This window comes from Sphingopyxis sp. EU05-FHT14B03 (assembly GCF_058790875.1).
Genome location: NZ_JBYTDC010000003.1, coordinates 552,378 through 571,046, shown reverse-complemented (window position 1 = coordinate 571,046; position 18,669 = coordinate 552,378). Strand labels below are relative to the sequence as shown.

Annotated in this window: 20 protein-coding genes and 1 pseudogene; 10 read left to right on the top strand and 11 right to left on the bottom strand. The window is 66.2% G+C overall.

What is annotated here, in order from left to right; genetic code table 11:
* Positions 1-35: 35 nt before the first annotated feature.
* The gene (locus tag AC3WS4_RS19335; RefSeq protein WP_492737479.1) at positions 36-1,787 is read right to left on the bottom strand and encodes a fatty acyl-AMP ligase; all 1,752 of its coding nucleotides are present in this window, start codon (positions 1,785-1,787) and stop codon (positions 36-38) included.
* A gap of 179 nt (positions 1,788-1,966) precedes the next feature.
* On the opposite strand from AC3WS4_RS19335, the gene AC3WS4_RS19330 reads away from it, so the two are divergent.
* From AC3WS4_RS19330 to AC3WS4_RS19315, 4 genes and pseudogenes are all read left to right on the top strand, one after another.
* A complete protein-coding gene (locus tag AC3WS4_RS19330) occupies positions 1,967-2,530 on the top strand; it encodes a hypothetical protein (protein WP_492737477.1) in 564 nt (187 codons plus the stop codon).
* A 37-nt stretch (positions 2,531-2,567) separates the two neighbouring features.
* The gene (locus AC3WS4_RS19325) at positions 2,568-3,023 is read left to right on the top strand and encodes a DUF192 domain-containing protein (RefSeq protein ID WP_492737475.1); all 456 of its coding nucleotides are present in this window, start codon (positions 2,568-2,570) and stop codon (positions 3,021-3,023) included.
* 63 nt (positions 3,024-3,086) lie between these two features.
* The gene (locus AC3WS4_RS19320) at positions 3,087-3,473 is read left to right on the top strand and encodes an NADH:ubiquinone oxidoreductase subunit NDUFA12 (protein ID WP_056345252.1); all 387 of its coding nucleotides are present in this window, start codon (positions 3,087-3,089) and stop codon (positions 3,471-3,473) included.
* 8 nt (positions 3,474-3,481) lie between these two features.
* A pseudogene (locus AC3WS4_RS19315) lies at positions 3,482-3,883 on the top strand (DUF2155 domain-containing protein); the annotation flags it as partial.
* Between the two features lie 35 nt (positions 3,884-3,918).
* Here the strand turns inward: AC3WS4_RS19315 and aat are convergent.
* Both aat and AC3WS4_RS19305 read right to left on the bottom strand, forming a co-directional pair.
* Positions 3,919-4,686 (bottom strand): leucyl/phenylalanyl-tRNA--protein transferase, encoded by a 768-nt coding sequence (aat, locus tag AC3WS4_RS19310; protein WP_187141311.1) that lies wholly within the window; start codon positions 4,684-4,686, stop codon positions 3,919-3,921.
* A gap of 5 nt (positions 4,687-4,691) precedes the next feature.
* Complete coding sequence (locus AC3WS4_RS19305) at positions 4,692-5,522, bottom strand: class I SAM-dependent methyltransferase (RefSeq protein ID WP_056345256.1); 831 nt, start codon at positions 5,520-5,522, stop codon at positions 4,692-4,694.
* 80 nt (positions 5,523-5,602) lie between these two features.
* Here AC3WS4_RS19305 and AC3WS4_RS19300 point away from each other — a divergent pair, with 80 nt between their 5' ends.
* Both AC3WS4_RS19300 and AC3WS4_RS19295 read left to right on the top strand, forming a co-directional pair.
* Positions 5,603-5,791, top strand: coding sequence for a hypothetical protein (locus AC3WS4_RS19300; protein ID WP_492737468.1), 189 nt, complete (start codon positions 5,603-5,605; stop codon positions 5,789-5,791).
* Positions 5,788-6,780, top strand: a complete 993-nt coding sequence (locus AC3WS4_RS19295) for an isopenicillin N synthase family dioxygenase (RefSeq protein WP_492737466.1) — start codon at positions 5,788-5,790, stop codon at positions 6,778-6,780. The genes AC3WS4_RS19300 and AC3WS4_RS19295 overlap by 4 nt, the downstream gene beginning before the upstream one ends.
* On the opposite strand, the gene AC3WS4_RS19290 is transcribed toward AC3WS4_RS19295, so the two are convergent.
* The 6 genes from AC3WS4_RS19290 to AC3WS4_RS19265 all read right to left on the bottom strand — a co-directional run bounded on the left by AC3WS4_RS19290 (position 6,777) and on the right by AC3WS4_RS19265 (position 13,358).
* Positions 6,777-8,267 carry a TadA family conjugal transfer-associated ATPase gene (locus AC3WS4_RS19290; protein WP_056345267.1) on the bottom strand — a complete coding sequence of 497 codons (1,491 nt, stop codon included), beginning with the start codon at positions 8,265-8,267 and terminating at the stop codon, positions 6,777-6,779. The two genes, AC3WS4_RS19295 and AC3WS4_RS19290, sit on opposite strands and share 4 nt — an antisense overlap.
* Before the next feature lie 196 nt (positions 8,268-8,463).
* On the bottom strand, positions 8,464-8,724 hold the full coding sequence (locus AC3WS4_RS19285; protein WP_056345270.1) for an ATP synthase F1 subunit epsilon: 261 nt from the start codon (positions 8,722-8,724) through the stop codon (positions 8,464-8,466).
* A gap of 46 nt (positions 8,725-8,770) precedes the next feature.
* On the bottom strand, positions 8,771-10,306 hold the full coding sequence (gene atpD, locus AC3WS4_RS19280) for a F0F1 ATP synthase subunit beta (RefSeq protein ID WP_235535600.1): 1,536 nt from the start codon (positions 10,304-10,306) through the stop codon (positions 8,771-8,773).
* Positions 10,307-10,330: 24 nt separating this feature from the next.
* The gene (locus AC3WS4_RS19275) at positions 10,331-11,206 is read right to left on the bottom strand and encodes a F0F1 ATP synthase subunit gamma (RefSeq protein ID WP_492737463.1); all 876 of its coding nucleotides are present in this window, start codon (positions 11,204-11,206) and stop codon (positions 10,331-10,333) included.
* 52 nt (positions 11,207-11,258) lie between these two features.
* The gene (gene atpA / locus AC3WS4_RS19270) at positions 11,259-12,788 is read right to left on the bottom strand and encodes a F0F1 ATP synthase subunit alpha (protein ID WP_056345276.1); all 1,530 of its coding nucleotides are present in this window, start codon (positions 12,786-12,788) and stop codon (positions 11,259-11,261) included.
* Between the two features lie 3 nt (positions 12,789-12,791).
* Positions 12,792-13,358, bottom strand: coding sequence for a F0F1 ATP synthase subunit delta (locus AC3WS4_RS19265; RefSeq protein WP_492737461.1), 567 nt, complete (start codon positions 13,356-13,358; stop codon positions 12,792-12,794).
* A gap of 260 nt (positions 13,359-13,618) precedes the next feature.
* On the opposite strand from AC3WS4_RS19265, the gene AC3WS4_RS19260 reads away from it, so the two are divergent.
* Genes AC3WS4_RS19260 through AC3WS4_RS19245 form a run of 4 tightly spaced genes read left to right on the top strand, consistent with a single transcriptional unit; the run spans position 13,619 to position 16,231 of the window.
* Positions 13,619-14,296 carry a dienelactone hydrolase family protein gene (locus AC3WS4_RS19260; protein WP_492737459.1) on the top strand — a complete coding sequence of 226 codons (678 nt, stop codon included), beginning with the start codon at positions 13,619-13,621 and terminating at the stop codon, positions 14,294-14,296.
* Complete coding sequence (locus tag AC3WS4_RS19255) at positions 14,293-14,835, top strand: P-loop nucleotide/nucleoside kinase family protein (RefSeq protein ID WP_492737457.1); 543 nt, start codon at positions 14,293-14,295, stop codon at positions 14,833-14,835. The genes AC3WS4_RS19260 and AC3WS4_RS19255 overlap by 4 nt, the downstream gene beginning before the upstream one ends.
* Positions 14,832-15,620 (top strand): alpha/beta hydrolase, encoded by a 789-nt coding sequence (locus tag AC3WS4_RS19250; RefSeq protein WP_492737455.1) that lies wholly within the window; start codon positions 14,832-14,834, stop codon positions 15,618-15,620. The genes AC3WS4_RS19255 and AC3WS4_RS19250 overlap by 4 nt, the downstream gene beginning before the upstream one ends.
* 59 nt (positions 15,621-15,679) lie before the next feature.
* Complete coding sequence (locus AC3WS4_RS19245; protein ID WP_156377601.1) at positions 15,680-16,231, top strand: hypothetical protein; 552 nt, start codon at positions 15,680-15,682, stop codon at positions 16,229-16,231.
* On the opposite strand, the gene AC3WS4_RS19240 is transcribed toward AC3WS4_RS19245, so the two are convergent.
* Positions 16,215-17,753, bottom strand: coding sequence for a S1C family serine protease (locus tag AC3WS4_RS19240; RefSeq protein ID WP_056345290.1), 1,539 nt, complete (start codon positions 17,751-17,753; stop codon positions 16,215-16,217). The genes AC3WS4_RS19245 and AC3WS4_RS19240 overlap by 17 nt on opposite strands.
* Before the next feature lie 41 nt (positions 17,754-17,794).
* Positions 17,795-18,616: a DUF2306 domain-containing protein gene (locus AC3WS4_RS19235; protein WP_492737453.1), complete on the bottom strand. Its 822-nt coding sequence runs from the start codon at positions 18,614-18,616 to the stop codon at positions 17,795-17,797.
* Between the last annotated feature and the right edge of the window lie 53 nt (positions 18,617-18,669).

Here is an 18,669-nt window from a genome sequence, read left to right as displayed (position 1 = left end):
CTGATCGCTTTTTTGGTCCCCGTCAGGGACGAAAATCAGGCGGCGATCGCGAAGGGCTGGATTTCCCCGGCCAGATATTGCGCCCGCGCCTTCGACCGGCTGAGTTTGCCCGAACTGGTACGCGGCAGCGTGCGCGGCGGGATCAGCTCGATCAGGCAGTTCATCCCGGTGATCGCGCGGACGCGGTCGCGGATCGTCTCGCGCAGCAGCGCGCGCTCGGCGTCGTCGCTGGTGCGGCACTGGACGAGCACGGCGGGGGTTTCCTCGCCGCCCGGCGCGGTGATCGCGAAAGCGGCGATGTCACCCGATTTGAAGCCGGGCAATTGCTCGACCGCCCATTCGATATCCTGCGGCCAGTGATTCTTGCCGTTGATGATGATCATGTCCTTGGCACGGCCAACGATGTATATGTAACCATGGGATAAATATCCCATATCGCCGGTGTCGAGCCAGCCATCGACAAGGCAGGCGGCGGTCGCTTCGGGGTCGCGATAATAACCGGTCATCAGCGACGGGCCGCTGCACCACACCTTGCCGACGGTCTGGTCGGGCAGGCTGTTGCCCGCCTCGTCACGGACCTCGATCACCATGTCGCGTGCGGCGCGGCCGCAATTGACGATCGCACGGTAACGGGTCGGGCGGCCGGCGTCGTTGGCGGCGCCCGACAGCTCGGTCTCCTCGACCAGTTCGACGACGATGCCCTCGCCCGGCGGCATGATGCTGACCGCGAGCGTCGCTTCGGCGAGACCATAGCTCGGCAGGAAAGCGCTCGCCTTGAATCCGGCGTCGGCAAAGGCATCGACGAAGCTCTGCATCACGTCGGGGCGGATCATGTCGGCACCATTGCCCGCAACGCGCCAGCGCGACAGGTCGAAACGGTCGGCGACATGCGTCTGGCTCGACACGCGGCGTGCGCAGATGTCGTAACCGAAGGTCGGCGAATAGCTCAATGTCGTGCCGCTATTGCGGCTGATCAGGTCGAGCCAGGCGAGCGGCCGGCGTGCGAAATCCTCGGTCTTCAGATAATCGACCGACACCTGGTTGGCGACCGGCGAAAGCAGGCAGCCGACGAGGCCCATGTCGTGATACCAGGGCAGCCACGAGACGCAGCGGTCGCTGTCGCGCACTTCCATGCCGTGCGAATGCGCGGCGAGATTGTTGAGCAAAGCGGCGTGGGTGACCGCGACGCCATGCGGGAAGCGCGTCGAGCCGCTGCTATATTGGAGGTAGCAGGTCTCGTTGGACTGCTGTTCGGGCAGGTCGACTTGCGGCGCCGGGCGCGCGGCGAATTCGCTCCAGTCCATCGGCGCGACGCCCTGCTTCTCGGCGGCCTCGACCGCCATCGCGGCGATCTCGGGCGGGAAGAAGAGCATCGTCGGGTCGCAGCTGGTCAACTGAACGACGAGCTGGCCGACATAGCTGTCGCGCCCGCCGAAGCTGGTCGGCAGCGGCAGCGGCACCGGCCAGGCGCCGGCATAGATGGTGCCGAAGAAGAGCGCGGCGAATTCGGCACCGGTCTCGGCGATCAGTGCGACGCGATCGCCGGGCTTCACGCCCGCGGCGATCAGGCGGTACGCGGTCTGAAGCGAATCATGCTTGAGTTCGCTGTACGGATAGGGGCGCACCAGACGCCCACGCGGATCGTGGAAATTGAGGCCGCGGGTGCCGGTCGCGGCATAGTCGAGCGCTTCGCCGATCGTGGCGAAGTCCGAAAAACGGCGCGGCTGGAAACATTCGGTCGGCGTCGGCACGAGCGCGTCCGCCGAATCGGTGATGGTGTCGGTCATAGAAGCTCCGGCATCCCGCGAAGCGGGGCGCGCGGCAACAAGCATGTCATCTTTCTGTGTCATACGTGCTGCGCGATCCCTTTATCGTTGGAACAAATCGCCTATTTTCAGGCTTTGATGCCCAATATGGCGGCGCTGGTCGTTCTCAATCAGGCCCGACTGTGGCATAAACATGGCATATGGCCAACCGCCGCGCTTCCTCCGACCGGGCGAAGAGACCCCTCGACGCGGCGCGGCTCGACGAGCTGGCGCTCGCCTATGTCGCGCGATTCGCCACCAGCCGCGCCAAATTGGCGCGCTATCTATCGAGAAAGATACGCGAATCAGACTGGGTCGACGCCATCGACGGACCCGCCGCCTGCGCTGCGGCGGTCGCGAAAATGGACCGGCTCGGATTCGTCGACGACAAGCAATATGCCGGCATGCGCGCGGGCGCGATGACGCGGCGCGGGCTGGGAGTGCGGCGGGTGAAGGCGCAATTGTGGGTCGATGGCATCGATTCCACGGATTCGGTCGCCGCGGTCGCGGCCGCCGAGGGCGCGGCGCTGTCCTCGGCGCTCGGTTTCGCGCGCCGCCGCCGCTTGGGTCCCTATGCCCGGGAGGCGATCACCGACCCGGGGTTACGCGAGCGGCACGTCGCGGCCTTTGCCCGCGCCGGCCATTCGCTGGCGCTCGCGCGGCGCATCCTCGCTACCGCGCCGGGCGACGAGGCCGCGCTGGACGACGAAGCGGGGCTCGATTAGGAGCGGACCCTTACCGGGACGGCGAAAGGATAGGCCGATGCGTGCGTGGATGACCGCTGTTGCTCTTGTCATGGCCCTGCCGGTAACGGGCTGCGGCGGCGAATCGGACAGCGCGCAGGCCGGCTCGATCCCGCTCACGATCAAGGCCCCCGACAAGACGCATGTCTTCACCGTCGAGGTCGCGCGCACTCCGGAGGAACAGGCGAAGGGGCTGATGTTCCGTACCAGCCTGCCCGAAAACGGCGGCATGCTGTTTCCGTTCGAAAAGCCGCGCTTCGCGAGCTTCTGGATGAAGAACACGCTGATTCCGCTCGATATGGTCTTCATCCGCGCCGACGGCAGCATCGACCGCATCGCCGAAAACACCATCCCCGAAAATCTCGAGCCGGTGGTCAGCGGCGGCGAGGTGAGCGCGGTGCTCGAACTCGCGGGCGGCACGGCGGCGAAGCTGGGTATCGACGAGAGCGCCGTTGTTACCTGGAATGACAAATGATCCGGCGCGCTTGTCGCCATTGGCGCTTGCGAAACGGCGCTGCTTGCCTGTAAACGCGCGGCCATGGGCATGTTAGGCAAGATTTTCACCTGGTGGGACGGCGCGACCGTCGGCACGCTGCTGAACAGCTGGAAAACCGGCGAACAGGTCGGCGAGGACGGCCTTGGCAACCGCTATTTCCGCGCGCGCAAGGGCGACCGCCGCTGGGTCCTCTATAATGGTTCGAATGACGCGAGCCGGGTGCCGCCCGAATGGCATGGCTGGCTGCACGGCACGTTCGACGACCTGCCCGCCGACATGCTGCCAGCGCCGCGCGCTTGGGAACAGCAAGCGACGCCGAACCTGACCGGTACCGGCACCGCCTATCGCCCGGCGGGTGCGCTCGAACGCGGCGGCAAGCGCGCTGCCGCGACCGGCGATTATGAGGCCTGGCGCCCCGGCGCCGAGTGACCGACGCGATGGCGCGCCAGCTTCCGACCGCGCTGATCGCGCTTCTGGCCGCGACCGCGCTGACCGCCTGCGACGGGAAGCCGTCCAAGGCCGGGGGCAGCGCCACCGTCCCGACGATCGCCAAGTCCGAACGCGTGCCGGCCGAAGTCGGCGGGATCGAGGGCGCGACCCCGATGGCGAGCCGCGTCGCGGTGGTCGGCCTGCTCAACAAGCGCAACGGCCTCGTCCGCGATCTCGAGATGAAGCCCGGCGAATCGGCGCGCGTCGGCCGCGCGATCGTGCGGCTGCGCGCGTGCGAACAGACCGCACCGTGGGAAGATCCGCCCGAAACCGGGGCTTTCGTCCAGCTGACGGTGCAGGATCAGCGCGACGACAAATGGTATCGCGTCTTCTCGGGCTGGATTTTCCGCGAGCGGCCCGACCGCAACATCATCCAGCACCCGATCTACGACGTGTTCGTCAAAAGCTGTGCGATGACATATCCCGGCGGCGAACCCGTCGCGCGTCCCTCGGCCAAGGCCGCCCCCAAGGCGTCGAGCGCGCCCCAGTCCCCCGCGACGAACGGCGGCGAGGGTACGCCGGAAGCGGCAGCCCCGGCGCCCGCCGCCAAGGCCGCGCCGCCGTCGGTGCCCGCCCCGCCCGCCAACACCGAATAGAGCCGCGCCAGATAGTCGCGCTGCGGGATTTCGATCGCGCCGAGCGATTCGAGATGCGGGGTGATGAACTGGCAGTCGAGCAATTGCCAGCCGCCGGCGCGAAGCCGTGCGACGAGATGCGCGAGCGCGACCTTCGACGCGTCGCGGACGCGGCTGACCATCGATTCGCCGAAAAAGGCGCGGCCCAGCGTGACGCCGTACAGGCCGCCGACCAGTTCGCCCATTTGCCAGCATTCGACGCTGTGCGCATGGCCGAGGCGGAACAGCCGGTCGTAACTCGCCTTGATCACCGGGTTGATCCACGTCGTCGGCCGGTCGTCGGCGGGCTGGGCGCATAGCGCGACTATGTCGGCGAAGGCGCGATCGGTGGTGACGTGGAAACGTTCGCCTGTGATCGTCTTCTTCAGGCTACGCGAGAGGCGGAAGCCGTCGAGCGGCAGGATCGCGCGCAGCCGCGGCTCGACCCAATGGACCGACGGGTCGTCCGCCCCGTCGGCCATCGGAAAGAGTCCCTGCGCATAGGCGCTGAGCAGCAGCGCAGGGTCTATGGTCTCGATCGGCTTCAGCTTGCGGGCTTCACGAATTTCAGCGTCATGCGGTCCGATTCGCCGATCGCCAGATATTTTTCCCGGTCCTTGTCGCCCTCGCGCAAGCTGGGGGGCAGCGTCCACACCCCGCCGGGATAGTCATGCGTATCCTTGGGATTGGCGTTGATGTCGCTTTCGCCGACAAGCTTGAACCCCGCCGCCTCGGCAAAGGCGATGACCGACGAGCGCTTCATATAGCCGCTTTTTTCCTCGAGCGCCGAATCCATCGCTTCGGGCAGGCGATGTTCTTCGACGCCGAGCACGCCGCCGGGCTTCAGCATCGCGAAAATCTGCTTGAACGCGTTCGCCGTGTTATCGGCGCCGTCGAAGCGCCAGTTGTGGACGTTGCGAAAGGTCAGCACGACATCGGCGCTGCCGTCGGCGACCTTGGGATTGGTGCCGCCATTCGGGAATTCGGCGAGCTTGACCGCGCCATAGGTGCCCGCATCGCTTTCCTGCTTCGCCTTGACCCGGTTGAGACCCTTTTCCCACGGCGCGGCGACATAGAGGGTGCCGCCACCCGCCTTGGCCAGCGGCGCGAGGATTTCGGTGTACCAGCCGCCGCCGGGCCAAAGTTCGACGACCGTATCGCCGGGCTTCACGCCAAAGAAGGCGAGCGTTTCGGTCGGGTGGCGATAGGGGTCGCGCGCGACATTGGCCGGGGTGCGCGTCGGCGCGGCGACAGCGGTCGCGATCGCATCGCCGGGCCTGGCCGCGGCTTCGCTCGCGGCGGCGTTGTGCGCGGGCGCGCTGCACGCGGCCACGACGATCAGCGCTGCACTTGCAACGGCACGGAAATCACGCATATCGGACACCTCTCTCGGGGACGGGCCGGTTCTGCCGACCCTGTTGGGGGGATGGTCATAGTGCGAAGGGAAGGCGTCAGATGCAAGTGTCCATGCTGTCGGTGAGCATCGGCGCGGCGCTGCTGTTCGGCGTCGCCGAATTCGCCGGGTGGCGGCGCAACGACCGCCGCGATGTCGATAAGGTCGGCTTCATGCCCTGGCGCGGCATCGCGCTCGTCTCGGCGTGCGTCGCGCTGTTCGCCTTTGCCTTCTGGCTGATCCAGCGATGACCGCGCTGCCCGCGATCGACATCGCCCCGCTGCGGGCGATGGACGATGCCGCCGCGGTCGAACGCACCGCCGCCGCGATCGGCGCGGCGAGCGCCGACTATGGTTTTTTCTACGCCGAGGGCCATGGCATCGCCGATGCGCTGTTCGACCGGCTGGAGGCCGTAAGCCACCGTTTTTTCGCGCTGCCCGAGGCGGAGAAGGCGACCATCGCCATGAACCATGGCGGCACCGCCTGGCGCGGCTGGTTCCCGCTCGGCGGCGAACTGACCTCGGGACGGCCCGACCGCAAGGAGGGACTGTATCTGGGCGAGGAACTCGGCGAAGGCGATCCGCGCGTTGCGGCTGGCTGGCCGCTGCACGGCGCCAATCTGTGGCCGACACGCCTACCCGAATTGCGCCCTGCGGTGGAAGAGTATCTGGCGGCATCGGTCGCCGCGGCCGAGGCGCTGATGCGCGGCATGGCGCTCGCGCTGGGGCTTTCCGCCGATCATTTCGCAAACGAACTGACGCGCCGACCGACCTTGCTCTTCCGTATCTTTCACTATCCGCCGGGCGGCGAAGCTGACGCTCTGGGCGTCGGCGAGCATAGCGATTACGGCTTGCTGACCCTGCTCGGGCAGGACGCGCATGGTGGACTGGAGGTGCGCGCGGCGGACGGGTCGTGGATCGCAGTGCCGCCGCGCGGCCATGCCCTTGTCGTTAATATCGGCGATATGTTCGAACGGCTGACGCGCGGGCGCTTTCGGTCCGCGCCGCATCGGGTGATAAACGCATCGGGGCGGGAACGGCTGTCGTGGCCGCTTTTCTACGACCCCGATTTCGCAGCTTCGGTCGACCCGCTGCCGGTTCCCGCGACAACGCGGCTGTTGCCGCGCTGGGACGGCGCCGATGTCCATGCGGCGGGCGGCAGCTATGGCGACTATCTGATCGGCAAGGTCGGCAAGGTGTTTCCCGCACTCGCCGGGAAACGGCTCCGCGAACTGCCCTAGAGGCAGGCTTCCAGATAGGGCTGGTCGAAGCCATACTGGCGCGCCTTTTCCAGCGTGTAGGGGCGCAGGCCCATCGCGCGATATTCGCCGATGATCTTGCCGTCCTTGTCCTCGTCGAGATATTCGAACTTGAACAATTCCTGGGTGACGATGACGTCGCCTTCCATGCCGATCACCTCGGTGACGTTGGTGACGCGGCGCGACCCGTCGCGCAGGCGCTTGATCTGGATCACCATGTCGACCGAATCGGCGATCTGCTTGGAAATCGCTTCCTTCGGAATCTTCACGTCGCCCATCAGCACCATATTCTCCATACGGCCCAGGCACTCGCGCGGGCTGTTGCTGTGGAGCGTACACATCGACCCGTCGTGACCGGTGTTCATCGCGGCGAGAAGGTCGAAACATTCGGCGCCGCGGACCTCACCCATGATGATGCGGTCGGGGCGCATACGCAGCGCGTTCTTGACGAGGTCGCCCATATGGATCGCGCCATTGCCCTCGAGGTTGGCGGGACGCGTTTCGAGCGGCAGCCAATGCGGCTGTTGCAGGCGAAGTTCTGCGGCATCCTCGATGGTCAGCACGCGCTCGCCGGGGTCGATCATCTTGGACAAGGCGTTGAGCATCGTCGTCTTGCCCGAACCCGTGCCGCCCGAGATGACGATGTTGAAGCGGCTCGCGCCCGCGATCTTCAGCGCGGTGCACATCTTCTGGCTCATCGCGCCCCATTGGCACAGCATGTCGAGCGTGATTGGCTTGGCCGAGAATTTACGAATCGAGATCGCGGTGCCGCGCAGACTGAGCGGGGGGACGATCACGTTGACGCGGCTGCCGTCCTTCAGGCGGGCGTCGGCGAGCGGCGTGGTCTGGTCGACGCGGCGGCCGACCATGTTGCAGATGCGCTGCGCGATCTGGAACAGATGCTGTTCGTCGCGAAACTGGATCGGGGCGATCATCAGTTGCCCCTTTTTTTCGATGTAGGTCTGGTACGGGCCGTTGACCATGATGTCCGAAATGTCGGGGTCGGACAGCAATTCCTCGAGCGGCCCGAAACCGAGCAATTCGTCGACGAGAACCTTTTCAAGCGCGAACTGTTCGCGGCGGTTGAGCGTGATCCGCAGTTCGGCGAGCACCTCGAGGATGATCGGACGGAATTCCTCGGTCAGCTCGTCCTTCGACAGCGTCGCCGCGGCCTCGGGATCGACGCGTTCGAGCAGGCGCGGCAGCACCTGTTCCTTGATCTTGTGGACGCTCGCTTCGAAACCCTGCGCTTTTTCGGGCTCCATCGCCTCGGCGCTCGAACGTTGGTTCAGCCGGTCCATCGCCTCCATTTCGGGGCTGAGCGAAGACGGGGCCGATTCGGGCAGGGGAACGGCGTCGAGCGCGGGAAACTGGCCGCCGCCCGAGGAACCGGGTCCGCCCTGCATCGGCTTCGCCACGCCAAAGGCGGGGCGTCCTGCGGTACCGGGTCGGCGTCCGAATGCACTCATTGCTTTGTCCTGCTTCCGAATCATGTCCATGCGGTGTGTCGCGGCCGAAGCGTGCGAACCCCCAATCGACACGGTGAATAGATCGGAAACTTTGACATTCTCCTAATGCCGGGGTGGCATCGGCGGCCCCGGACACGACGACGCCCGCATCCGGGAGGATGCGGGCGTCGTTGATCCCGGCACTGTCCGCGGCGGGTCAGCCGGCGGTGACGTGCTCGGCGAGGACGGTCAGCCCGGCTTCATTGACCTCGGCAAAACCGCCTTCGACTTCGATCGTCTCGGGCGCAGCGCCCTGTGTCGTGTAGATGGTCAGCGGGCCGTTGCGCAGCGTCGCCATGAAGGGCGCATGGCCTTCGAGCACCGAAAAGTCGCCTTCGCTGCCCGGTACGGTGACCATATAGACATCGGCGGTCCGCTCGAGGCGGGCGGGGGTTACGAGTTCGAACTTCAGAGCCATTTTACTTCCTTAGACCCCTCCCGCTTGGGGGAGGGGTATAGGTTCCTTACGCGTCTTCGGCGAGCTTCGCGGCCTTGGCGACCGCTTCGTCGATGCCGCCGACCATGTAGAAGGCTGCTTCGGGCAGATGGTCATATTCGCCATCGACCACCGCCTTGAACGACTTCACCGTGTCTTCGATCGCCACGAACTTGCCGGGGATGTTGGTGAAGACTTCGGCGACGTGGAACGGCTGCGACAGGAAGCGCTGGATCTTGCGCGCGCGTGCGACGACCAGCTTATCTTCTTCCGAAAGCTCGTCCATGCCGAGAATCGCGATGATGTCCTGAAGCGACTTGTACTTCTGCAGCGTTTCCTGAACGCGGCGAGCGGTTTCGTAATGCTCCTGGCCGACGATCGCGGCGGTCAGCACGCGGCTGGTCGAATCGAGCGGATCGACCGCCGGATAGATGCCGAGTTCCGAAATCGCGCGATTGAGCGTCGTCGTCGCGTCCAAGTGAGCGAACGAGGTTGCCGGGGCAGGGTCGGTCAAGTCATCCGCGGGAACGTAGATGGCCTGCACCGAGGTGATCGAGCCCTTGTTGGTCGAGGTGATGCGTTCCTGCAGCGCGCCCATGTCGGTCGACAGCGTCGGCTGGTAACCCACGGCCGACGGAATACGGCCGAGCAGCGCCGACACTTCCGAACCCGCCTGCGTAAAGCGGAAGATGTTGTCGACGAAGAACAGCACGTCTTGGCCTTCCTGGTCGCGGAAATATTCGGCGATCGTCAGGCCCGAGAGCGCGACGCGCGCGCGGGCGCCCGGGGGTTCGTTCATCTGGCCGAACACCAGCGCAACCTTCGATCCTTCGGGGGTCGGGTTGCCGTCGGCGTCCTTGGCGATAACGCCGGCGTCGAGGAATTCGTGGTACAGATCGTTGCCTTCGCGCGTGCGTTCACCGACGCCCGCGAACACCGACGTACCACCATGGCCCTTGGCGATGTTGTTGATCAGTTCCTGGATGAGCACGGTCTTGCCGACGCCCGCGCCGCCGAACAGGCCGATCTTGCCGCCCTTTGCATAAGGCGCGATCAGGTCGATGACCTTGATGCCGGTGACGAGGATGCTGCTTTCGGTCGACTGATCGACGAATTCCGGGGCCTTGGCGTGGATCGGCGCGCGCGTGGCTGCGTTGACCGGGCCGCGTTCGTCGATCGGCTCGCCGATGACGTTGAGGATGCGGCCGAGCGTCTGCGGGCCGACGGGAACGGTGATCTGCGCGCCGGTGTCGGTCACGGGCTGGCCGCGGGTCAGGCCGTCGGTTGCGTCCATCGCGATGGTGCGGACGGTGTTTTCGCCGAGGTGCTGCGCGACTTCGAGGACGAGGCGGTTGCCGTTGTTCTCGGTTTCGAGCGCGTTCAGAATCGCGGGCAGGGTACCGGTGAACTGGACGTCGACGACGGCGCCGATGACCTGGGCGATGCGGCCCGTCGCGGTGCCGGTGCTCGCGGCCTTGGGAGCGGCCGCCTTCTTCGGCGCAGCAGCCTTGGGCGCGGCGGCCTTTTTGGCGGGAGCCTTCTTTTCAGCGGGTGCGGTAGCCATGGTCTTCTTCCTTGGGTTGATCGATTAGAGCGCTTCGGCGCCCGCGATGATTTCGATAAGTTCGGTGGTGATCGCCGCCTGACGCGTGCGGTTGTAGATGATCGTCAGCTTGTTGATCAGGTCGCCCGCGTTGCGCGTCGCATTGTCCATCGCGGTCATCGACGCGCCCTGTTCGGACGCAGCGTTTTCAAGCAGACCCTTGAAGATCTGGATCGTGATGTTGCACGGCAGCAGGTCGGCGAGGATCGCTTCCTCGTCGGGTTCATATTCGACCGCCGCGCCGCTCGATGCCGGGACGTCGACCGGGGCGGGAACGGGGATCAACTGCTGGCCGGTCGCTTCCTGAAGCAGGGCCGAGCGGAACTTCGAATAGAAGACATGCGCGACATCGAACGCACCCGCTTCATAAAGCTCCATCACCTTCGCCGAAATCTCGTGCGCCTGATCGAAGCCGATGTCGCGGATACCGGTGGTTTCGTAATTCTCGATGACCTGGCCGGGGAACAGGCGGTTAAGCACCGGACGGCCCTTGCGGCCGATCAGGTAGAAGAGGACCTTCTTGCCCTGTGCCTGCAGGTCTAGCGCCTTGTCGCGCGCCGCCTTGACGATGTTCGAGTTGAACGCGCCGGCGAGGCCGCGGTCGCTGTTGAGCACGACGAGCAGGTGGGTGTCGCTCTTGCCCGTGCCGGCGAGAAGTTTGGGCGCGCTGTCCGACACGCCAACCTTCGACGCCAGGCTGGCGACGACGCCTTCGAGGCGCGTCGCATAGGGACGCGCGGCTTCGGCGGCCGCCTGCGCCTTGCGCAGCTTGGCCGCCGCGACCATTTTCTTGGCCTTGGTGATCTTCTGGGTCGATTTGACCGAGTTGATCCGCCCTTTGAGTTCTTTCAGGTTTGCCATGAAGGCCCCTATATTTCGTCACCCCGGCCAAAGCCGGGAGGACGGAAACCTTTTAAGCGAAAATCTTGGCGAACGCTTCGAGCGCGGCAACCAGGCCCTTCTTGGCATCGTCGCCAAGGTCCTTGGTGTCGCGGATCGTCTTGAGCACGCCGGCATGGTCGCTGCGCAGATAGGCGATCATCGCCGCTTCGTAACGCGAGACGTCGGTGGTCGCGACGTTGTCGAGATAGCCGTTGGTGCCGGCGAAGATCGACGCGGTCTGCTCTTCGAACGGCATCGGCTGGAACTGCGGCTGCTTCAAAAGCTGCGTCAGGCGCGCGCCGCGGTTGAGCAGCTTCTGCGTCGACGCGTCGAGGTCAGACCCGAACTGCGCGAAGGCTTCCATTTCGCGATACTGCGCGAGCTCGAGCTTGATCGAGCCCGACACCTTCTTCATCGCCTTGGTCTGCGCGGCCGAGCCGACGCGCGAAACCGACAGACCGACGTTGATCGCGGGACGGATACCGGCGTTGAACAGGTTGGTTTCGAGGAAGATTTGGCCGTCGGTGATCGAAATCACGTTGGTCGGGATATACGCCGAAACGTCGCCTGCCTGCGTTTCGATGATCGGCAGCGCGGTGAGCGAGCCCGAACCATTGTCGGCGTTCATCTTGGCCGAACGCTCGAGCAGGCGGCTGTGGAGATAGAAAACGTCGCCCGGATAGGCTTCGCGGCCCGGCGGACGGCGCAGCAGCAGCGACATCTGGCGATAGGCGACGGCCTGCTTCGACAGATCGTCATAGACGATCACGGCGTGCATGCCGTTGTCGCGGAAATATTCGCCCATCGTGCAGCCGGTGTACGGCGCGAGGAACTGCAGCGGAGCGGGTTCCGACGCGGTCGCGGCGACGACGATCGAATATTCCATCGCGCCATTTTCTTCGAGCTGGCGGACGATCTGCGCGACGGTCGAGCGCTTCTGGCCGATCGCGACATAGATGCAATAGAGCTTCTTGCTCTCGTCATCGCCCGCGTTGGCTTCCTTCTGGTTGATGAAGGTGTCGATCGCGACGGCGGTCTTGCCGGTCTGGCGGTCGCCGATGATCAGTTCGCGCTGGCCGCGGCCGACGGGGACGAGCGCGTCGAGCGCCTTCAGGCCGGTCTGCACGGGTTCGTGAACCGAGGTGCGCGGGATGATGCCCGGCGCCTTGACTTCGACGCGCATGCGCTTCTCGGCCTTGATCGGGCCCTTGCCGTCGATCGGGTTGCCGAGGCCATCGACGACGCGGCCGAGCAGGCCCTTGCCGACGGGAACGTCGACGATCGTGCCGGTGCGCTTGACGGTGTCGCCTTCCTTGATCTCGGCGTCCGAGCCGAAGATCACGATGCCGACGTTATCGGCTTCGAGGTTGAGCGCCATGCCCTGCACGCCGTTGGCGAATTCGACCATTTCACCGGCCTGGACGTTGTCGAGGCCGTGGACGCGGGCGATGCCGTCGCCGACCGACAGAACCTGACCGATTTCGCTGACCGTGGCATCGGTGCCGAAATTGGCGATCTGGTCCTTGATGACCTTGCTGATTTCAGCGGCGCGGATTTCCATTGTTTAGCCTTTCATCGCCTGTGCGAAGCTATTGAGACGGGTACGGATGCTGCCGTCGATCAGCTGGCTGCCCAGCTGGACGACGAGGCCGCCAAGGATGGCGGGATCGACGGTCGTGACGACGGCGACATCGCGGCCGACACGGGTTTTGAGGTTCGCGGTCAGCTCTTTGAGCTGATCGGCGGAAAGCGGATGCGCGCTGGTGACCTTGGCGGTCACTTCGCCGCGATGGTCGGCGACGATCGCGTCATAGGCGTCGATCATCTTGGGCAGATCGGCGAGACGGCGATTGTCGGCGAGCACGCCGAGGAATTTTGTCGTCAGCGAATCGAGCTTCATCGCCTTGGCGACCGCCGATATCGCATTGGCGGCATCGGTGCGGCCGACGACCGGGCTGGCGATCAGGTCCGACAGGTCGGCCGATTCGGCAAGGCCCGCGCGCAGCGTCGCGAGGCCGCCCGCGACCGCGTCGATCGCGTTCGATTCGCGGGCCAGATCGAACAAAGCGACCGCATAACGGCCCGCGAGGCCCGCCGTGATGTTGCTCTGAATGCCGCCGGAATTCTCCACGCGTGAAAGTCCTTTGTTGCTATCCCGTGGGGGGATGGGTCGCGCGGCTTTTGGCGGATATTCGAAGAATACCCCCGCAGCGAAGTCGCGGCGCGCCTAGCAACGATTTTGCTGCAATGCAAGGCGGGGGTTGGACTCATTGCGACCCTCTCGCCGCCCCTCCGGTCGCAAGCTTGTCGAAGAGCCGATCTTTCTTCAAAAGCACCGCCAACAGAGCAGGCTTGTGACAAGCGCGGCACGAACGGAAGAGGAGTGAGTCCATGGGCGAGATGATCCGGATGACGATGGACGATGGCGCCAAGATCGCAGTCTATCACGCCTCGCCCGAAGGCGAGCGGCGCGGCGGGCTGGTCCTCATCCAGGAAATCTTCGGGGTCACCGACCATATCCGCGAACTGTGCGACGAATATGCCGCCGACGGGTATGAGGTGCTGGCGCCCGCAATCTTCGACCGCGAGCATCCGGGGTTCGAGAGCGACTATTCGGGCGCGCAGTTCGAACGCGCGGTGCAGCTGGCGCGCGAGCTGCACCCGTTCGAGCAGAGCCTGAAGGACGCGCAAACCTGCATCGACGCGTTGAAGGGCAAGGGTCCCGTCTTCATCACCGGTTTTTGCTACGGCGGCTCGGTCGCCTGGCGGATGGCGCAGACCAGCCCCGACCTCGCCGCCGCATCTGCCTATTATGGCAGCCTCGTCCCGACCCAATTCGCCGACCAGGCGCCCACTTGCGCCACCATCGCCCATTTCGGCCGCTTCGACGCGGGCATTCCGATGGAAGGGGTCGAGGCGCTGATCGCCAAGAACCATCCGACCGCGCAGATCTTCGTCTATGACGCCAACCACGGCTTCAACAGCGACCGCCGCAAGGATTATCACGAACCGAGCAGCGAGCAGGCGCGCGAACGCACGCTGATGCTGTTCAAGGCATGCGGGGGGTGAGGCTCGTCTTCCTCCACGGCCCCGCAGCGAGCGGCAAGCTGACCGTGGCGCGTGAACTTGCCGCGCTGACCGGGCTGCCGCTGTTCCACAACCACCTCGTCGTCGATGCGCTGCTCGCGGTGTTTCCGTTCGGCAGTCCCGGATTCGTCGAACTGCGCGAGCGGATGTGGCTCGACGTCTTCGCCGCCGCTGCGGCCGAGGATCGCTCGCTGATCTTCACCTTCCACCCCGAGGCGAGCGTCGCGCCCGACTTTCCGCAGCGGGCGGTCGCGCTGGTCGAGGCCGCGGGCGGGCAGGTCGATTTCGTCGCGCTCGACTGCGCGCCCGAGGTGATCGCGGCGCGCGTCGAGGCGCCGGCGCGGCAGGCGTGCGGCAAATTGTCGTCGCTGGCGCTGCTGCGCGAACTGGATGCGGCGGGTGCGTTCGATTATCCGCCGCTGCCCGCGCCCGCGATCGTGATCGACACCGGCGTGGTCGCACCGGGCGAGGCTGCGGCGCGAATCCGCACCGCGCTGGCGCTGGACAGCGCGTCGGGGTGAAGCTCGCGATCAACCTGCTGCTCTTTTTTCTCGTCTTCGCGCTCGCGGCGACGGCGATCCTTTATACGCAGCAGCGTCGGCTGCTCTTTCCCGCGCCCGCCCACTATCCACAGGCGGCGCCTGCGGGCTTTCGCCTCGTCCACACGCGAACCGACGATGGCCTGCGCCTGTCGGCTTTTTATCGTCCCGCCGCGCCGGGGCAGCGCACGATCCTCTTTTTCCACGGCAATGGCGACAATCTGTCCGGCGCGATTCAGGCGATGCGCGGGCCGGCGACGAAGGGGGCGGGACTGCTGCTCGCTGAATATCGCGGCTATGGCGGCAATCCGGGGTCGCCGGGCGAGGATGGGCTGTATCGCGACGGCGAGGCGGCGATGCGCTGGCTCGTCGACGCGGGCGTGGCGCCGCGCGACATCGTCGTCGTCGGCAATTCGATCGGGTCGGGGCCGGCGACCGAGATGGCGCTGCGCCACGATGTCGCGGCGCTGATGCTCGTATCGGGATTTTCGGACCTGCCCGCCGTGGTGCGCAGCCAGTTCGCCTTCATCCCCGGCTGGCTGGTGCGCGACCGCTTCGACAATGCCGCGAAGCTGCCGCGCGTGAAGGCGCCGGTCTTCCTGATGCACGGCGACGCCGACACTTTGGTCAAGCCCGACAACCTTGCCTGGCTGCGCGCGGCGCGGCCCGATGCGACCGTCGCGCTCGTTGCCGGCGCGGGGCACGAGCTTGCCTATGGCGCACCGGCCCAGGCGATCCTGACCGGCTGGGTCGATACGCTGCGCTGACCCGCGGCTAACCCGATCGTTACCAGTTCGCGCGATGATCGCCCTTTCGGGAGGTGACGATGGCGTTCGCTTTTGCCTTGATGCTGCTCGCGGGTGCCGATTTCGGGCTCGATCCGGCGTGGAAGCCGGTTGCCGATCCGCTCGCCCCGGCGCGCGCCGGAAAGATTCAGTGCCACGATCCCGATCCGGCCGCGCGCACCTGCCGCTTGATGACTTGGTTCGACACGCGCGCCGACGGTGGCGTCGCGGTGCGGCAACTGACCGCGCTCGCCAATGCGCCGACGCTCGCGGCCGAGGCGCGCTTCCGGCTGACCCGCGAGGGCGATGCGCTCTGCGGCGTGGTCGACGACGCTTATATGGCGGGCTTCCGCATCGTTAGCAGCCGGGCGCCGCATGCGCCGGTGAACGACAAACGGCTCATCCTCCTGTATCGCGATGCGCTCGTCGCGACCCTGTGGAAGCGCAAGACCTGCGCTTATGAATATGCTCGCGCCGACGACCCGATGCAGCAGGAGGTCGGCACCGTCGATGGCGAGTTCGCTGGCGAGTTGATGAGCCAATATCTGTGGATCGACCCCGGCGCTGGCTGGCGGCTCAAGGCGCCGGGTTGACCACCGCGCCCTTCGCCAGCTTCTGGCACGAATAGACCAGCCGCTCGTTCGGGCTCGCGGGCAGCACCGAACGGATCGCATCCTGCTGCGTGGCGAGCGCCGCGAGCTGGTCTGGCGCGACGCTGCAGCCCTTGATCTCGACCCCCGCACGCACCTCGCGTGCCTTCGCCATCGTCTCGGCATCAAGAAAATAGCGGTCGACGCGATAGTCGGTCCCGGCGCCGTCGATCGACGCGATCGTTACCGTCGGCTCCTCATTGGGGACCAGGATGCGCTGCCAGCGGCCGTCGCTGCCCTGCGCATATTGGGTGCGGCCGTTGACGCAGCCCGAGGTGCCGATCGCGACGGGAACGTCGGGGGTTTCGGACATGGTGATGCGGCTGCGGTCGGGGCGGATCGTGCAGAGTAGATTGCCCTCGGCGAGCGCGGCGGGGGCGGCCGCGCCGTCGGCCGCCTTCGGATCGGACGGCAGCTCGCCATGCGCGTCGGGGCGCGTCGCGAACAGGATCGCGGCGGCGAGCACCAGCACCCCGCCCGCAGCGCCGGCCATCTTGGCGTTGCGGACATTCTTCTGGCCGTGGAACATCAGCGCCGCCCCCGCCGACAGCGCGCCGATCACGAACAGCACGCCGGCGAGCGCCATGCGATTCTCGCGCGATGCCTGGGCCTCCTCGTCGGCGCGCGTTTCGCGCAGCTGGCGGTCGAGCGCTGCCGCTTCATTCTTCGCCGCATTCGCCTCGGCCTTGGCGCGCGCGTCGGCATCAAGCGCGGCGCGGTCGCGCGCATCGGCCTCGGCGAGCGACAGGCACGGGGTGCCGATGCTGCCGAAGCTCTGGCTCGCGTCGGTCAGGAACCGCGTCAGTTCGCGGTTGGCGATCGCGAAGGAAAAAGGCGAATCGCCGTCGTCGGCGCGCGTCATTGCATTGTTGATGCCGACGATGCGGCCGCACTGGTCGAGCAGCGGCCCGCCCGAATTGCCGCGCGCGATCTTGGCGGTGTGGACGAGCATCGCGACCCCGTCGACGCCCTGGGTGTTCGACAGATTGCCCTCGCTGCGCACCGGGGTGCGCGGGGTGATATAATCGCCGGCGCCCTGCGCCGTCGCCGCGTCGACATTGCCCGGATATCCCAAGGCAACCACATCGGCGCCCGATTCGAACGGCCCCGAATAGATGGCGGCGGCGGGGACGCGCCCCTCGGTGATCTCGATCAGCGCGAGGTCGCGCTTGGTGTCGATTGCGATCAGCTTCGCCGCATAGCTTTTTTGTCCTTCCGACGGGACGACGCCCAGGGCGACATTGTCGGGGTAGCGCGCCGCCGATTCGACGACATGCGCGTTGGTGACGATGCGGGTGGGAGAGATGGCGATGCCGCTGCCATGGCCGAAGCCGACGACCTCGCCGTCGACCATCGCGACGGTGACGACGCGCACGACGCTCCGCGACGTGGCGCTGATGTCGTCGGCGCGCGCGGGCAGGGTGAGGGACAGAAGGGCGAGCAGCAGCGCAAAGAGGCGGGTCATGCCGCGCAACCTAATCGGGTGGGGCGGGAAGGCAAGCGGGGCTAGATATATGGCCCCCACATCACCATCCACGCGCCGGCGCTGCCGGCAAGGATGATGACGCCGCTCACGGTCAGCAGCGCGGCAACGCCCTTTTTCGCGGCCATTGTCCCATGCGCCCCGGCACGCAGATAGAGTTCGGCGACGGCGAGCGGCAGCAGCGAATTGGCGAAGGCGAGGAAGATGTCGAACGGGCCGTCCATCGCCTTGCCGATCCCCGCGCCGCCGGTCGCGATGCCCCACACCATATAGCCGACACGCATGAACCACACCGCGCTCGCGACGACGAACAGCCGGATCGCCCAGCGCCGATGGTCGACGAAGCGGCGGGCGCGGGCGCTGCGCCATGCCATCGCGGCAAAGCCGAGGATGAGCAGCGCGTCGAGCGTGATGCCGATGCCGCCGGTCAGCGTCAGCCAGGTGCCGCGCCCCCATGTCATCCACAGCCCGCCGAGCGCGAGCGTCAGCGCGCTCACCAGATAGAGGCGCCCGTTCCAGCGATGAAGGACCGGCCAGCGGCTGCGGATCGCGGGCACCAGCTGGACCAGCCCGCCAAAGGTGATCAGCGCCGCCATCAGCACATGGACCGCGAAGAAGAGGTTGCCCGCGGTGTCGCCCGCGACGAACCCCATGATCAGCGGCTTGCTGTTCCAGGCCGCGAAATCGCCGGACAGCGTCGCCGGATAATAGAAGAGCAGGATGAAGGCAACGAACAGCATCTGTCCCGCCGCGATCGTCAGGTAGCAGAAGGTCGCGGCGCGGCCGAGCCAGTCGGCGCCGCGCGCCGGTTTGGTGGATGCGAAGGATGCGTCGATGGTCGCCATGCTGCCGACTCCCCTGTTTCGGCAGGGAGAGTGGTGGATCGATGTCAGTGTGT

Bases quoted from the DNA above. Each gene is read 5' to 3' on its own strand.
- AC3WS4_RS19235 (WP_492737453.1), bottom strand. From the start codon at position 18,616: ATGGCGACCATCGACGCATCCTTCGCATCCACCAAACCGGCGCGCGGC.
- AC3WS4_RS19285 (WP_056345270.1), bottom strand. From the start codon at position 8,724: ATGGCTCTGAAGTTCGAACTCGTAACCCCCGCCCGCCTCGAGCGGACC.
- atpD (WP_235535600.1), bottom strand. From the start codon at position 10,306: ATGGCTACCGCACCCGCTGAAAAGAAGGCTCCCGCCAAAAAGGCCGCC.
- AC3WS4_RS19330 (WP_492737477.1), top strand. From the start codon at position 1,967: ATGGCCAACCGCCGCGCTTCCTCCGACCGGGCGAAGAGACCCCTCGAC.
- AC3WS4_RS19305 (WP_056345256.1), bottom strand. From the start codon at position 5,522: ATGCGTGATTTCCGTGCCGTTGCAAGTGCAGCGCTGATCGTCGTGGCC.
- AC3WS4_RS19295 (WP_492737466.1), top strand. From the start codon at position 5,788: ATGACCGCGCTGCCCGCGATCGACATCGCCCCGCTGCGGGCGATGGAC.
- AC3WS4_RS19300 (WP_492737468.1), top strand. From the start codon at position 5,603: ATGCAAGTGTCCATGCTGTCGGTGAGCATCGGCGCGGCGCTGCTGTTC.
- atpA (WP_056345276.1), bottom strand. From the start codon at position 12,788: ATGGAAATCCGCGCCGCTGAAATCAGCAAGGTCATCAAGGACCAGATC.
- AC3WS4_RS19325 (WP_492737475.1), top strand. From the start codon at position 2,568: ATGCGTGCGTGGATGACCGCTGTTGCTCTTGTCATGGCCCTGCCGGTA.
- AC3WS4_RS19245 (WP_156377601.1), top strand. From the start codon at position 15,680: ATGGCGTTCGCTTTTGCCTTGATGCTGCTCGCGGGTGCCGATTTCGGG.
- AC3WS4_RS19290 (WP_056345267.1), bottom strand. From the start codon at position 8,267: ATGAGTGCATTCGGACGCCGACCCGGTACCGCAGGACGCCCCGCCTTT.
- AC3WS4_RS19275 (WP_492737463.1), bottom strand. From the start codon at position 11,206: ATGGCAAACCTGAAAGAACTCAAAGGGCGGATCAACTCGGTCAAATCG.
- AC3WS4_RS19260 (WP_492737459.1), top strand. From the start codon at position 13,619: ATGGGCGAGATGATCCGGATGACGATGGACGATGGCGCCAAGATCGCA.
- AC3WS4_RS19335 (WP_492737479.1), bottom strand. From the start codon at position 1,787: ATGACCGACACCATCACCGATTCGGCGGACGCGCTCGTGCCGACGCCG.
- AC3WS4_RS19240 (WP_056345290.1), bottom strand. From the start codon at position 17,753: ATGACCCGCCTCTTTGCGCTGCTGCTCGCCCTTCTGTCCCTCACCCTG.
- AC3WS4_RS19320 (WP_056345252.1), top strand. From the start codon at position 3,087: ATGGGCATGTTAGGCAAGATTTTCACCTGGTGGGACGGCGCGACCGTC.